Origin of the sequence: Salinirubellus litoreus (assembly GCF_037335815.1) — an archaeon.
Classification (GTDB): Archaea; Halobacteriota; Halobacteria; order Halobacteriales; family Haloarculaceae; genus Salinirubellus; species Salinirubellus litoreus.
The window spans coordinates 663,953-676,899 of sequence record NZ_CP147841.1 but is presented as its reverse complement, the minus strand read 5'-3'; the positions used below and the strand labels follow the sequence as shown (position 1 = coordinate 676,899).

At 69.9% G+C, this 12,947-nt stretch carries 14 protein-coding genes and 1 tRNA gene; 11 read left to right on the top strand and 4 right to left on the bottom strand.

Features of this window, described 5'->3' with window-relative positions; genetic code table 11:
* Window positions 1-210: 210 nt before the first annotated feature.
* Together WDJ58_RS03375 and WDJ58_RS03370 are read right to left on the bottom strand one after the other, a co-directional pair.
* Window positions 211-504: a hypothetical protein gene (locus WDJ58_RS03375; protein WP_338916212.1), complete on the bottom strand. Its 294-nt coding sequence runs from the start codon at window positions 502-504 to the stop codon at window positions 211-213.
* 106 nt (window positions 505-610) lie between these two features.
* Entirely contained in the window at window positions 611-2,539 is a 1,929-nt protein-coding gene (locus WDJ58_RS03370; protein ID WP_338916211.1) for an AMP-binding protein, read from the bottom strand.
* A gap of 204 nt (window positions 2,540-2,743) precedes the next feature.
* On the opposite strand from WDJ58_RS03370, the gene WDJ58_RS03365 reads away from it, so the two are divergent.
* From WDJ58_RS03365 to WDJ58_RS03340, 6 genes are all read left to right on the top strand, one after another.
* The gene (locus WDJ58_RS03365; RefSeq protein WP_338916210.1) at window positions 2,744-3,268 is read left to right on the top strand and encodes an amino acid-binding protein; all 525 of its coding nucleotides are present in this window, start codon (window positions 2,744-2,746) and stop codon (window positions 3,266-3,268) included.
* A complete protein-coding gene (locus WDJ58_RS03360) occupies window positions 3,268-4,218 on the top strand; it encodes a homoserine dehydrogenase (protein ID WP_338916209.1) in 951 nt (316 codons plus the stop codon). Before WDJ58_RS03365 ends, WDJ58_RS03360 begins: the two co-directional genes overlap by 1 nt.
* A gap of 114 nt (window positions 4,219-4,332) precedes the next feature.
* Window positions 4,333-5,511, top strand: a complete 1,179-nt coding sequence (locus WDJ58_RS03355; protein WP_338916208.1) for a YihY/virulence factor BrkB family protein — start codon at window positions 4,333-4,335, stop codon at window positions 5,509-5,511.
* Window positions 5,512-5,681: 170 nt separating this feature from the next.
* Window positions 5,682-6,947: a translation elongation factor EF-1 subunit alpha gene (gene tuf / locus WDJ58_RS03350; protein ID WP_338916207.1), complete on the top strand. Its 1,266-nt coding sequence runs from the start codon at window positions 5,682-5,684 to the stop codon at window positions 6,945-6,947.
* 1 nt (window position 6,948) lies between these two features.
* Window positions 6,949-7,257: a 30S ribosomal protein S10 gene (gene rpsJ, locus WDJ58_RS03345; protein ID WP_338916206.1), complete on the top strand. Its 309-nt coding sequence runs from the start codon at window positions 6,949-6,951 to the stop codon at window positions 7,255-7,257.
* Window positions 7,258-7,359: 102 nt separating this feature from the next.
* Window positions 7,360-7,431, top strand: a tRNA-Ala gene (locus tag WDJ58_RS03340).
* Between the two features lie 143 nt (window positions 7,432-7,574).
* On the opposite strand, the gene WDJ58_RS03335 is transcribed toward WDJ58_RS03340, so the two are convergent.
* A complete protein-coding gene (locus WDJ58_RS03335) occupies window positions 7,575-7,967 on the bottom strand; it encodes a type II toxin-antitoxin system VapC family toxin (RefSeq protein ID WP_338916205.1) in 393 nt (130 codons plus the stop codon).
* Window positions 7,964-8,203 carry an antitoxin VapB family protein gene (locus WDJ58_RS03330; RefSeq protein WP_338916204.1) on the bottom strand — a complete coding sequence of 80 codons (240 nt, stop codon included), beginning with the start codon at window positions 8,201-8,203 and terminating at the stop codon, window positions 7,964-7,966. The genes WDJ58_RS03335 and WDJ58_RS03330 overlap by 4 nt, the downstream gene beginning before the upstream one ends.
* A gap of 127 nt (window positions 8,204-8,330) precedes the next feature.
* On the opposite strand from WDJ58_RS03330, the gene WDJ58_RS03325 reads away from it, so the two are divergent.
* The 5 genes from WDJ58_RS03325 (at window position 8,331) to WDJ58_RS03305 (ending at window position 12,944) form a co-directional block, all read left to right on the top strand.
* Window positions 8,331-10,637 carry an ATP-dependent DNA helicase gene (locus WDJ58_RS03325; protein WP_338916203.1) on the top strand — a complete coding sequence of 769 codons (2,307 nt, stop codon included), beginning with the start codon at window positions 8,331-8,333 and terminating at the stop codon, window positions 10,635-10,637.
* A gap of 44 nt (window positions 10,638-10,681) precedes the next feature.
* Window positions 10,682-10,894, top strand: coding sequence for a hypothetical protein (locus tag WDJ58_RS03320; RefSeq protein WP_338916202.1), 213 nt, complete (start codon window positions 10,682-10,684; stop codon window positions 10,892-10,894).
* Window positions 10,895-10,963: 69 nt separating this feature from the next.
* On the top strand, window positions 10,964-11,497 hold the full coding sequence (gene cgi121 / locus WDJ58_RS03315) for a KEOPS complex subunit Cgi121 (protein WP_338916201.1): 534 nt from the start codon (window positions 10,964-10,966) through the stop codon (window positions 11,495-11,497).
* A gap of 192 nt (window positions 11,498-11,689) precedes the next feature.
* Entirely contained in the window at window positions 11,690-11,992 is a 303-nt protein-coding gene (locus WDJ58_RS03310; RefSeq protein WP_338916200.1) for a nickel-binding protein, read from the top strand.
* An 88-nt stretch (window positions 11,993-12,080) separates the two neighbouring features.
* On the top strand, window positions 12,081-12,944 hold the full coding sequence (locus WDJ58_RS03305) for an alpha/beta fold hydrolase (RefSeq protein ID WP_338916199.1): 864 nt from the start codon (window positions 12,081-12,083) through the stop codon (window positions 12,942-12,944).
* The last annotated feature ends 3 nt before the right edge of the window (window positions 12,945-12,947 follow it).

Genomic DNA, 12,947 nt, shown 5'->3' with positions numbered 1-12,947 from the left:
CATCGTTACACACGGCCGTATGAGGCGCTCGTCGTCCGGCGGACCTCTCATGGCGACCGACCTACGAGCGGCTCCCGGCGGCCTCGATAGCCTCCGCCGTGGCACCCGCGTCAGGGATCGGATCACGCGGCCCTCTCCCGGTCGGGAGACGGCGCGCGTCCTCGGCTACCGGCCGGTGCCGACGGGTGCGTGCGGTCCGTCCGGGCCCGCTCAGGAGTTCTCGCGGAGGTGGATCGCGTCGTCCTTGTACTCCTCGACGTGCTCGTGGCTGATCTCGCGGTCGCCCTCCTCGTCGTCGTCACCCCAGCCGAGCATCTCCTTGATCCCGTCGGTCAGGCTGTCGTGCTCGTCCGTTCGCTCGACGGTCGCCCGGCCGCTGTTCTGATCGATCGCCTTGACGCTCCCGAGGATGTTCCCCTCGGGGGCGACCACGAGCTTCTCGGTGTCCTCGTCGCGGAACTCGCGCGGCAGGTCACGGTCCTCGTCGGGGAGGTCACGAACCATGGCAGTCGACAGGTGTACCGTCAGGAGCATAACCAGCTGGCTTGCGTTCGCAACCCACACGGTGCCATGACGGTCGGCGAGTCCGTGGGCTGGCGTTCCGCCGTGTCTACCCCTCGTGGCGCGGGAACCCCTCCAGGATCTCGGGGCGATCGAGCGTCGAGACGTTCCCGGGTGGGTTCCCGAGGTAGACCGACTCGATGACCCCCCTCGGGATCTTCCCGGTCTGGGTGCGCGGGAGCGCCGGGACGATGTGGACCCGCGCGGGGCGGAACGGCGCGCCGAGCTCCTCGGCCACGTGCTCGCGGACCGCCTCCTCGATCCCCTCCCGTTTCGCGCCCTCCAGCAGGGTGACGAACGCGACCGGCACCTGCCCCTTCACCTCGTCCGGGACGGGCACGACCGTCGCCTCGCTCACGTCCGGGGTGCTGCCGACGGCGGCCTCGATCTCCGGGGCGGTCACCCGCCGGCCGGCGACGTTCATCGTGTCGTCCGCGCGCCCCGTGATGTACCAGAACCCGTCATCGTCGATCTCGACCCAGTCGTTCTGGTTCCAGACGCCCTCGAAGTCGCTCCAGTACTCCTCGACGTATCGGTCGTCGCCCGCCGTCAGGCCGTGAGTCATCCCCGGAATGGGGAGTTCGACGACGAGGTAGCCCTCCTCTGCCTCCTCGCCGGCCTCGTCGTAGACGTTCGCGGCCACGCCCGGCGCGGGACCCCACAGCGTGCCGGGTTTCAGCGGCGTCAGCGTCGTCGGCGAGAGGATCGCCCCCGCCAGCTCGGTCCCGCCCGAGGCGTTCATGAGCGGGATCTCCCCCCCGCCGACGACCCCCTGATGCCAGCGCCAGCCGGCCTCGTCCCAGGGCTCGCCGGTCGACCCCAGGACCCGGAGGCTGGAGAGGTCGTGGTCGGCGCGGGGGTCCTCGTTCAGCTGTCGGAGCCCCCTGGACCCGCTCGGGGAGATGCCGAACGCCGTCGCCTCGTGCTCCTCGATGGCCCGCCAGACGCGGTCGCCGTCGGGGTGATCGGGGGCCCCTTCGAGCAGGACGGTCGTCGCGCCGAGCGCCGGCGCGCCCGCCAGCATCCAGATCGCCGTGATGATCCACCCGAAGTCCGTGATCCACAGCAGCGCGTCGCCGGGCGAGAGGTCGAAGTGGTAGCGGCACTCCTTGTTCCCCATCACCAGCGTCGAGGCGTGGGTGTGGATCGTCCCCTTCGGCTCGCCCGTGGTTCCGGAGCTGTAGGCGATGAACGCCACGTCGTCGGCGTCCATCACCGCGGTCTCCGCCTCGGCGTCGTACCCCTCGACGAACGCCTCCCAGTCGCGTTCGGCCGCCGCCTCGCACGCCCCGTCCAGCCCGAGGTGGTCGTGGACGATCACGTCCGCGACGTCGGGGGCGTCCTCGATCGCGGCGTCGACCTTCGCGCGGAGATCGTTGACTTCGCCGCCCCTGGTGTATCCGTCGGCGGTCACGACGACCTCCGCCCCGGAGTCGTCGAACCGGTGGCCCATCGCGTCCGCGCCGTAGCCCGGGAAGACCATGGTGAACGCCGCGCCGATCCGCCAGGCGGCCAGCGCCGCGGCGAACGCGTTCGGGTGCAGCGGGAACGTTATGCCGACCACGTCGCCCCGCTCGACGCCGTGGTCGGCGAGCGCGTTCGCCAGCCGGTCGACCCGCTCGCGCATCGCCCCGAAGCTCACGCTCCCCTCGTTCCCCTCCTCGTCCTCCCGGGCGTACATCACGGCCTCGGGCGTCCGCTCGGCCCACTGGTCGAGGGCCGTCTCGACGGCGTTGAGCCGCCCGCCGGGGAACCAGTCGGCGAACGCCGCTCCCCCCGAGGTGTCGACCACCTCGTCGTAGGGCTCGCGCCAGACGATCCCCGTGTCCTCGGCGAACGCCCCCCAGAGGTCGGCGAGTTCGTCCTCGGTACCGGGGATCAGGTCGTCGTACTCCTCGTAGCCGTACTCCTCGACGAACCGGGCGAGGTTGCTCCGCTCGGCGTAGTAGCCCGTGGGTTCCCAGGCCGGGTCGGTCATGGCCGGGCCTCGTCGCCCGGATATAAAGTTCCGACCCCGGCGGAACGGTGGCGCTCGCGGGTCGTGGTGTGGCGGCGCGAACGGGCCTCCCACGGTCCCTGGCCCCCACTCCCAGTGTCCGCGGACCGAGCCCGTGACTCTTATACGGGGTCGGGCGTCACTCGGGGTAATGGACCGACGCGACGGAACGCGAGGGGGACGGCCGTGAGCGACGAGGTGCGTGCCTACACGGTCCGCCTCGAACTGGTCGACGAGCCGGGCGAACTGCTCCGGGCGCTCGAACCGGTGGCCGAGAACGGCGGGAACCTCCTGTCGATCTTTCACGAGCGGGGGAACGTCACCCCGCGGGGGCACATCCCGGTCGAGGTCGACCTGGAGGCGACCCCCGAGCGGTTCGAGGTCATCGTCGAGGCGCTGCGCGACGCCGGCGTGAACGTCATCCGCGCCGGCGCGGACCGGTACGGCGAGGAGCTCGCGGTGGTGCTGGTGGGCCACCTCGTCGAGACGGACCTCTCGGATACGCTCTCTCGCGTCGAGGAGTGCGGCGGCGCGTCGGTCGCGGACGTCTCGCTGAGCGCGCCAGATGGCACGGCCGAGGAGTCGGCGGCCAGGCTCCGACTGGTCGCCTCCTCGGAGGGCCGCGGGCGGGCGCTGGAGACCGTCCGCGAGATCGCCGCCGAGAAGGACCTGCGCGTCATCGAGCCGCTGACCGACGGGGGTGAGGCCTGATGCGCCTCGCCGTCCTCGGCGCGGGCGCGGTCGGCGAGAACGTCGCCGAACTCGCAGGCGAGTACGGGCACACGGTGACGGCGTTCGCCGACTCCTCGGGGGCTGTCATCGACTCCGCCGGGATCGACGTGGCGGCGGCGCTCTCCCGGAAGGCCGAGACGGGTAGCGTCGGGGAGGCGGACCACGAGGCGGCACTCTCCGCCGACTACGACGTCCTCGTCGAGGCGACACCGACGACGCTCGACGACGCCGAGCCCGGGTTCTCGCACGTCCGCACCGCACTGGAGCGCGACCGCCACGTCGTCCTCGCGAACAAGGGCCCCGTCGCCGAGCGGTACGACGAGGTGCGCGAACTGGAGCGGGCCTCGCGGGGCAGCCTCCGATTCGAGGCGACCGTCGCGGGCGCCATTCCCGCGCTCGCCACCATCGAGGATCTCGGCCCCGAGCGCGTGAGCGCCGTCAGGGGGGTCCTCAACGGGACGGCGAACTTCGTGCTCTCGCGGATGGCCGCCGAGGGGCTCGGCTACGAGCACGTCCTCGCCGAGGCCCAGGACCTCGGGGTCGCTGAGGCCGATCCCTCCTTCGACGTGCAGGGGACGGACGCCGCGCTCAAGTGCGTCATCCTGGCGAACGTGCTCTCCGGTGGGGGGTACTCGCTCGACGACGCCGACGTCGAGGGGATCGAGGACATCCCGGGCGCGGCGCTCGAACTCGCGGCCGAGGACGGTCGGACGGTCCGGCTCGTCGGCGAGGTCGACGAGGAGGGCGTCCGTGTCGGCCCTCGGCTGGTCCCCGAACACGGCACGCTCGCGGTGACGGGGACGCTGAACATCGTCCAGCTCGAAACCGAACACGCGGGGCGGGTGAACGTCTCCGGACGCGGGGCCGGCGGCCCGGAGACGGCGAGCGCGGTGCTCTCGGACGTGGGGCGGCTCCCCCGACTCGAGTAGGACGATCGACGGCCGTCGGTGACACGGCCGCTCCTGTGACCTCGCTCCTTCGACCCCTGCGACTTGCAACTGCTCGCCGAGCCTCTATGCGGTCCCCGGTTCCTCGTTCCCGTAGTGAGTGACCTCTCCGCCGAACTCCGGACGGTCCGCGACAGCCCGAAGCGGGTGGCGAAGTCCGTCGTCGAGCAAGTACGCGAGGACGACGTTCCCTTCATGGCCGCGAGCCTCGCCTACCAGGCGTTCGCGTCCCTGATCCCGCTGCTCGTTCTGCTGTTCATCGCCGTGACGATCGTGGGTGACGAGCAGCTCGCCCAGCGCGTGGTCGAACTCACCGAGGGTGTCCTCCCGAACGCCGCGCAGGATCTGGTGAGTAACGCGATAACCGCGGAGAACGGCGTCGGGGGTGCCAGCGCCTCGATCGTCGGGCTCGTCACGCTGCTCTGGGGGTCGCTGAAGATCTTCCGCGGGCTCGACAAGGCGTTCTCGGAGATCTACGAGACCGACGCGGTGAACTCCTTCGTCGACCAGATCCGCGACGGGCTGATCGTCCTCGTCGCGGTCGGCATCGGAATCGTCGGGATGGTCGGCGCGATGGTCGTGTTCGGGGCGTACGGCGGGCCCCTCTCGCGGGTGCTCAGCCTCGCCGTGCTGGTCACGGGGCTCGCGGTCGTGTTCCTCCCGATGTACCGGTACTTCCCCGACGCGGATCTCGGGTGGGTCGACGCCGTCCCGGGGGCGGTGTTCGCCGCCGTCAGCTGGATGGCCCTCCAGTTCGTCTTCCAGCTCTACATCCAGTTCTCGAGCCGGGGTGACTCCTCGGGGATCCTCGGGGCGGTGCTCCTGCTGTTGCTCTGGCTCTACGCCAGCGGGCTGGTGCTCCTGCTCGCCGCCGTCGTCAACGCCGTCCTGCTCGGCGAGGGGGAGCCCGCCCCGCGGACCGGGAACGAGGAAGCGGACGAGGACGACGCACACGACGAACGCACCGAGACGCTCCGCGACCGGCTCCACCGCGAGCGCGCGCGCCGACAGACCCTCGAACACGAGCACGACCGGCTCGCCCGGGAACTCGAGCGAGCCGAGTCGAACGCGGACGGGGACCTGTCGGCGCTCCGTCGGCGGAATCGGGCGCTAAGACGGTGGCTCGCCTGGAAGGAACGACCGCTCCCGGTCCGGCTGTTCGGCCGACTGGTCGGGGCCGCCCCGCCGGAGCCGGACCTGGGCCCGACCGGATCCGGGATTGATTCGGGTCCCGTGCGTTCGAGTGACGAGGGGTCGGCCCCGAGCACGGACTGACCCCGCGCTTCGAACGACCGGCGCTCCGTCGGCGTTCGGGGCAGGCGTGCCGTGTCGACGCGTGACAGCGCGCCGTCGTCACTCGATTCGGCGGGGCCGCCGTATCGAAATCGTTTTACGGAAATCGGGCCATACTCTCCGGTACAGCGCGTTCCGCGCGTGAGACACCAATGGCTGACAAACCACACCAGAACCTGGCCATCATCGGTCACGTCGACCACGGCAAGAGCACGCTCGTCGGCCGACTCCTCTTCGAGACGGGGTCGGTACCCGAGCACGTCATCGAGCAGTACCGCGAGGAGGCCGAGGAGAAGGGCAAGGGCGGCTTCGAGTTCGCCTACGTCATGGACAACCTCGCCGAGGAGCGAGAGCGCGGGGTCACCATCGACATCGCCCACCAGGAGTTCGACACCGACGAGTACTACTTCACCATCGTCGACTGTCCGGGCCACCGTGACTTCGTGAAGAACATGATCACGGGCGCGTCCCAGGCGGACAACGCCGTGCTCGTCGTCGCGGCCGACGACGGCGTCCAGCCCCAGACACAGGAGCACGTCTTCCTGGCGCGCACCCTGGGTATCGCCGAGCTCATCGTCGGCGTCAACAAGATGGACCTCGTCGACTACGAGGAGGACCGCTACAACGAGACCCGTGAGGAGGTCATCAAGCTGCTGAAGCAGGTCCGCTTCAAGTCCGACGACGCCACGTTCATCCCCATCTCCGCGTTCGAGGGCGACAACATCGCCGAGGGCTCGGAGAACATGTCGTGGTACGACGGCCCGACGCTGCTCGAGGCGCTCAACGACCTGCCCGAGCCCGAGCCGCCGACGGACGCCCCGCTGCGACTTCCGATCCAGGACGTCTACACCATCTCCGGCATCGGTACGGTCCCCGTGGGCCGCATCGAGACGGGGACGATGAGCCCCGGGGATATGGTCTCGTTCCAGCCCTCGGACGTCGGCGGCGAGGTCAAGACCATCGAGATGCACCACGAGGAGGTCGATCAGGCCGGGCCCGGTGACAACGTCGGGTTCAACGTCCGCGGCATCGGCAAGGACGACATCCGCCGCGGCGACGTCTGCGGTCCGGCGGACGACCCGCCGAAGGTCGCCGAGACCTTCCAGGCCCAGATCGTCGTCATGCAGCACCCGAGCGTCATCACCGCGGGCTACACCCCGGTGTTCCACGCTCACACCGCGCAGGTCGCCTGCACGATCGAGTCGATCGACAAGAAGATCGACCCGTCCTCCGGCGAGGTCGCCGAGGAGAACCCGGACTTCATCCAGTCCGGCGACGCGGCGGTCGTCACCGTCCGTCCCCAGAAGCCGCTCTCGATCGAGCCGTCGAGCGAGATCCCCGAGCTCGGGAGCTTCGCCGTCCGCGACATGGGTCAGACCATCGCGGCCGGCAAGGTGCTGAGCGTCAACGAGCGGTAAGATGCAGCAGGCACGCGTCCGCCTCGCCGGGACCAGCCCGGACGACCTGGACACCATCTGTGCGGACGTCCGGGACATCGCGGAGAAGACCGGCGTCGCCCTGAGCGGCCCGGTCCCGCTCCCGACCAAGCACCTCGAGGTGCCGACCCGGAAGTCCCCGGACGGCGAGGGGACCGCGACCTGGGAGCACTGGGAGATGCGCGTCCACAAGCGGCTCATCGACATCGACGCCGACGAACGCGCGCTCCGACAGCTCATGCGTATCCAGGTCCCGAACGACGTCTCCATCGAGATCGTCCTCGAGGACTGAAGCCGACTCTCGTCTCACGCGTTTCGCTTCGCGCGTGGACCGAACTGAACCGGTATCGGAAGCTACAAGCGATCGACGACAGTAGCGGAGAACGCGACACGAGGGCTCGTAGATCAGTGGCAGATCGCTTCCTTCGCAAGGAAGAGGCCCCGGGTTCAAATCCCGGCGAGTCCACTTCCCTTCGCTCGTTTCACTCGCTCAGTCGATGGACTCGCCGACCCTCGCGAACGCTTCGCGTTCGCTCGGTCCCGGCGAGTCCACGGCGATTTCTCACTGATAAGAGTCGGAGAACTCCTGACATACGTTCCCGTTGTGACTTAGTAGCTCTCCACGTCGAGCCCCGGGATCCGCTCGAACTGTTCCGGGTTCCCGGTGACGACCGGTTCGTCACGGACGACACCCGTCACGCCGATGGTGGCGTCGCCGAGATCGATACGCTCACCCCGTTTCCGGAGTCGTCCATCGATACGTCCTGCTTTGCGCGCGATCTCCTCGGTCGTCGGGAGGATCGGTCTCGATTCGACGACGTACTCGATCTCCCGCCGTTCGCGCTCGGGCAGGTCGCTCGCACCGACGCCGATGTACAGCTCCTGCAACGTCATCGCGGGCACGTTCTGCTCAATACCGTCTGCTTCGATCTCGTCGACCTTCCCGAGTGCCGCGTCGTCGGCGTTCATCACGTCGATGAGAAACGACGTGTCGAGGATCATTCCATCCGGTCCAGCATCCGCTCGATCTCCTCGTCGTGGTCCCGATGGCTCTCTTCGATCGCCTCGCGGAACGTGTCCGCTTCGTCGTCGGATAGGACGCCAGCGAGTTCGTGGAGTGACGGACCGCCGACGAGTCGTTCCAGCGTCTCACTGAGCGTCTCGCCCTCCCGGTTGTGCGCCTTGATGTAGGCGTGGAGTTCCTCGGAGACACGGAGCGTCTTGGTCGCTTCGCTCATGTCGTATACACTCGTATACGATCTAATCAGGGTTCCCCCGTCCTCCCCGGAAGACGCACTACGCACCGATCTCTTTCCCTGCTCCGTGTGCGACAGTTTAAATCCGAAACCGCCCTACCTCCCGCCAATGGAACTCTCGGAGGTCGACGGCGTCCCCGAGTGGCTCCCCGACCACCTCGCGGGGGAGGGTATCGAGTCGCTCTACCCGCCGCAGGCCGAGGCCGTCGAGAAGGGCGTCACGCGCGGGGAGAGCCTCGTGGCGAGCGTCCCGACGGCGTCGGGCAAGACGCTCGTGGCCGAACTCGCGATGCTCGCGAGCGTCGCCGCCGGCGGGAAGGCCCTCTACATCGTCCCGTTGCGGGCGCTCGCGAGCGAGAAGCGCGCGGAGTTCGAGGCGTTCGAGGAGTACGGCGTGGAGGTGGGCGTCTCGACTGGCAACTACGAGTCCAACGAGCGGTGGCTCGGCGAGAAGGACATCATCGTGGCGACGAGCGAGAAGGTCGATTCGCTCGTTCGAAACGGCGCGTCGTGGATCGACCGGCTCGACTGCGTGGTCGCCGACGAGGTCCACCTGGTCGACGACCGCAACCGGGGACCGACCCTCGAAGTCACGCTCGCCAAACTCCGGCGCATCAACCCGGACCTCCAGGTGGTGGCGCTGTCGGCGACCATCGGCAACGCCGACGAACTCGCCGACTGGCTCGACGCCGGCCTCGTCGACTCGGACTGGCGGCCCATCGAGCTCCGCAAGGGCGTCCACTACGGTCAGGCGTTGCACTTCGACGACGGGACCCAGCGGGAGCTCCGGGTGAAGTCGGGCGAGAAACCCACCGCGGCCATCGTCCGCGACACGCTCCAGGACGAGTACGACGAGGAGGGCAACGTCGCGGAGGAGGGCGGCTCGACGCTGGTGTTCGTCAACTCTCGACGGAACGCCGAGGCCGCCGCCCGCCGGCTGGCGAGCACCACCGCAGAGCACCTCGACGCCGAGGAGATCACCCAGTTACGGGAGGTCGCCGAGGAGATCCGGAGCGTGAGCGACACGGAAACGAGCGAGGACCTCGCCGACGCCGTCGAACAGGGGGCGGCGTTCCACCACGCGGGCTGTGCGCCCGGCCACCGGTCGGCCGTCGAGGAGGCGTTCCGCGACCGGCTCGTCAAGTGCGTCTGTGCGACCCCCACGCTGGCGGCGGGCGTGAACACCCCTTCGCGGCGCGTGATCGTCCGTGACTGGCGGCGCTACGACGGGTCGGCGGGTGGGATGGCACCCCTCTCGGTGCTGGAGGTCCACCAGATGATGGGCCGGGCGGGTAGACCCGGGATGGATCCCTACGGCGAGGCGGTGCTGCTGGCGAACGCCCACGACGAACTCGACGAGCTGTTCGACCGGTACGTCTGGGCCCAGCCCGAACCGGTCCGATCGAAGCTCGCCGCCGAGCCGGCGATGCGCACCCACGTCCTCGCCACGGTCGCGAGCGGGTTCGCCGCCTCTCGCGGCGCGCTGCTGGAGTTCCTCGAACAGACGCTGTACGCCTCACAGACCGACGAATCGGGTAGGTTAGAGCGGGTCGCCGACGACGTGCTGGGCTACCTGGAGGCGAACGGATTCGTCGAGCGGGACGGCGACGGCCTCCAGGCGACCGGGCTCGGCCACACCGTCTCGCGGCTCTACCTCGACCCCATGAGCGCCGCGGAGATCATCGACGGTCTCCGGGACGCCGACCCAACCGACGTCAGCGCGCTCGGGCTCTACCACCTCGTCTCGCGCACACCCGACATGTACCAGCTCTACCTCCGGTCGGGCGAGCGCGAGGACCTGGCGATGATGGCCTACGAGCGCGAGTCGGAGTTCCTGGGCGCGATGCCGAGCGAGTTCGAGGACGAGCGGTTCGAGGACTGGCTCTCGGCGCTCAAGACGGCGAAGCTGCTCGAGGACTGGGCCGACGAGGTCGACGAGGACCGCATCACCGAGCGCTACGGGGTCGGCCCGGGCGACATCCGCGGCAAGGTCGATACGGCCGAGTGGTTGCTGGGCGCGGCGGAGTCGCTCGCGGCGGAGCTTGACCTGGGGAGCGTGACGGCCGTCCGCGAGGCGAAGAAGCGGGTACAGTACGGCGTCCGTGAGGAGCTGCTCGACCTCGCCGGCGTCCGCGGCGTGGGTCGAAAGCGCGCCCGGCGGCTGTACGCGGCCGACATCGAGACCCGCGCGGACCTGCGCGAGGCCGACAAGTCGGTCGTGCTCGGGGCGCTGCGAGGCCGGCGGAAGACCGCCGAGTCGGTGCTGGAGAACGCCGGGCACCAGCACCCCTCCATGGAGGGCGTGGACGCCGACGAGTCGGCGCGCCCGGCGGAGGCACCCGCCGTCGAGGACGGTGAGGGGGATGGCGAGAGAGCGATCGACGAGGAGGACCAGGCGACGTTCGGTGACTTCTGAGCCGCCGCGACGGACTCTTGGCCCCGCGATTCGAACGGACGGCCATGAGCGTCGAGACCCCGGCCGACGCGGACGGCGCGTACGAGTGCGTCTACTGCGGCTGTGACGTCCGACGACACGACCCGGTGAGCGTCACGGAGGGCGTGGACCCGACGGGCGAACCGAGCAACCGGTACTGCAACTACGGCTGTCTCGCCGCCCACATCGAGGACGCGGGGTTGACCACCGGGACGACCTGCGAGTGGTCCCCATCTTGAACGCTAGCCCGCGCTCCCGTGCGGACCCGAACCGACAGCGGTAGGAAGCCTCCGCGGGAACCCGGCGGTATGGAGCTGATCGAGGGTCGAGTCGAGGTAGGGGGCGAGCGGTTCCCCGACGCCGAGTCGTTCGTCGACGCGCTCTCGGCGGTCGGCGACGAGCACGGCGTGACGGTCCAGACGTTCGACGCCCGGTACGTCGTCTCGCGTCGACACCTCGAACGAGCCCTCGAACTGGCCGACCGCGAGCGCGGGCGCGGGGCGGCCATCGTCCAGGACCGCGCCGTCGAGGTGCTGCTGTACGCGGCCGGCCGGCGACAGATCGACCGGGCGCTCGGGATGGGCGTCGGCGAGGGGGTCGTCCCCGTGGTCGTCCTCGTCGACGACCCCGAGACCGGGGAGGGCGACGGCGTCGAGGGGCGCGAACGAGCGGCGGCGACGGCCATCGAGGGGCTGGTCGAGCCCGCCGAGACCCTCGGGGCCTACGACCCCGAGCGAGTGTGCGAGTTCTTCGAGATCGGCGAGACGGAGCGCGAGGCGACCGACGCCGACATCGAGGCGCTGGTGCTCGAGCGTGTCGCGCTGCTGATCGTCGAGCGGTAGGTTCTCGATCCCATCGGCGGGGGCGACTGGAGAGCGCCGTTGACGGACCAGCACCAGTTTCAAGATACGCGCGGGGATAGACGTGGCTGTTCCGGGAGCCGTGACGGGACCGGATCGGCCAGTGGATCGGGCGATCGGCGTGGACACCGGGAACGAATGCGGTCGGACCGGGACCGACGAGAATCTCCAACGATGACCGACACCGACGACCTGAACGACTATCTGATACTGCGCGCGTTGGACGACCCGATCACCCGAGACGACCTCGACGACGCGGCGGCGGCCTCCGGCGAGGCGCTCTCCGCGCTCCGCGAGGAGGGCGTCGGCATCCGCTGGATCGACTCGGAGGTACTGACCGACGAAGACGGCCGAGTGACGGGGACGTTCTGTCACTACCGGGCGGAGGACGAGGCGGCGGTCCACGAACACGGCGAGCGGGCTGGCCTCCCGGTGACTCGCGTCGACCGCCGCGGGCAACCGCTCGACGGCGAGTGACTCCCGATCGGCGGGTTCCCCGATAGGCGGGCCGGAAACCGTTCGAGGGAGGCGGAAGAGGTATGTCCGGGGGAGCCCGCGTGGGGGTATGGACGGGGACGGGGCCGTACGGGCCGAGACGACGACGCTGGAGGTAGGTGAAGACCGCCGTGGGCGGGAGGTCGACGTGCAGTGTTACACCGCCGGGTCGGGCGATCCGGTGGTGCTCCTCCACGGCTGCGGGCTGGACGCGGCGACCGTCTCCTACCGGTACCTCCTCCCGGAACTCGCCGAGGACCACCGGGTCCACGCCATCGACTTCCCGGGCCACGGTCACAGCGACAAGCCGTCGACCCGCTACACGACGGCGTTCTTCCGCCGGGTGTTGCGGGCCTACCTCGCCGAACTGGGCGTCGAATCGCCGTCGCTGGTCGGCATCTCGATGGGGGGGAGCGTCGCGCTCGGACACGCGCTCGATCACGACGTCGACCGGCTCGTCCTCGTGGACAGCTACGGGCTCGGCGGGGACGCCCACTGGCGGCCGGCGGCGAGCGTCGGCCTGCGGATCCCGCTCGTCCACCGGGGGTGGTGGCGGAGCCTGGGTTCCTCGCAGGCAACGGTTCGCGGTCACCTCCGGAGCGTCACCGCCGGGACGCCGCCCGAGGACCTCGTCGAGGACGTCTACGCGGCGGTCCAGGACGACGCCGTCGGCCGGACGGTCCGGTCGTGGCAGCGCAGCGAGTTCCGGGCGAGCGGCCTCCAGACGGACTACCACGACCGGCTGGCGGGGCTAGAGACGGAGACGCTGCTGGTACACGGCGAGTCCGATCCGCTCCTGCCGGCGTCCTGGTCCGAACGGGCAGCCGACCTCCTCCCGAACGCACAGCTAGAGGTGTACGAACGGACGGGCCACTGGCCCCCCCGCGAACGCCCGGAGCGGTTCAACGCGGACGTGACGGGGTTCCTGGCCTGAGCG

Coding starts and splice junctions, on each gene's coding strand:
- WDJ58_RS03375 (WP_338916212.1), bottom strand. CDS start 504: ATGGTTCGTGACCTCCCCGACGAGGACCGTGACCTGCCGCGCGAGTTC.
- WDJ58_RS03370 (WP_338916211.1), bottom strand. CDS start 2,539: ATGACCGACCCGGCCTGGGAACCCACGGGCTACTACGCCGAGCGGAGC.
- WDJ58_RS03360 (WP_338916209.1), top strand. CDS start 3,268: ATGCGCCTCGCCGTCCTCGGCGCGGGCGCGGTCGGCGAGAACGTCGCC.
- tuf (WP_338916207.1), top strand. CDS start 5,682: ATGGCTGACAAACCACACCAGAACCTGGCCATCATCGGTCACGTCGAC.
- rpsJ (WP_338916206.1), top strand. CDS start 6,949: ATGCAGCAGGCACGCGTCCGCCTCGCCGGGACCAGCCCGGACGACCTG.
- WDJ58_RS03335 (WP_338916205.1), bottom strand. CDS start 7,967: ATGATCCTCGACACGTCGTTTCTCATCGACGTGATGAACGCCGACGAC.
- WDJ58_RS03330 (WP_338916204.1), bottom strand. CDS start 8,203: ATGAGCGAAGCGACCAAGACGCTCCGTGTCTCCGAGGAACTCCACGCC.
- WDJ58_RS03325 (WP_338916203.1), top strand. CDS start 8,331: ATGGAACTCTCGGAGGTCGACGGCGTCCCCGAGTGGCTCCCCGACCAC.
- WDJ58_RS03320 (WP_338916202.1), top strand. CDS start 10,682: ATGAGCGTCGAGACCCCGGCCGACGCGGACGGCGCGTACGAGTGCGTC.
- cgi121 (WP_338916201.1), top strand. CDS start 10,964: ATGGAGCTGATCGAGGGTCGAGTCGAGGTAGGGGGCGAGCGGTTCCCC.
- WDJ58_RS03310 (WP_338916200.1), top strand. CDS start 11,690: ATGACCGACACCGACGACCTGAACGACTATCTGATACTGCGCGCGTTG.
- WDJ58_RS03305 (WP_338916199.1), top strand. CDS start 12,081: ATGGACGGGGACGGGGCCGTACGGGCCGAGACGACGACGCTGGAGGTA.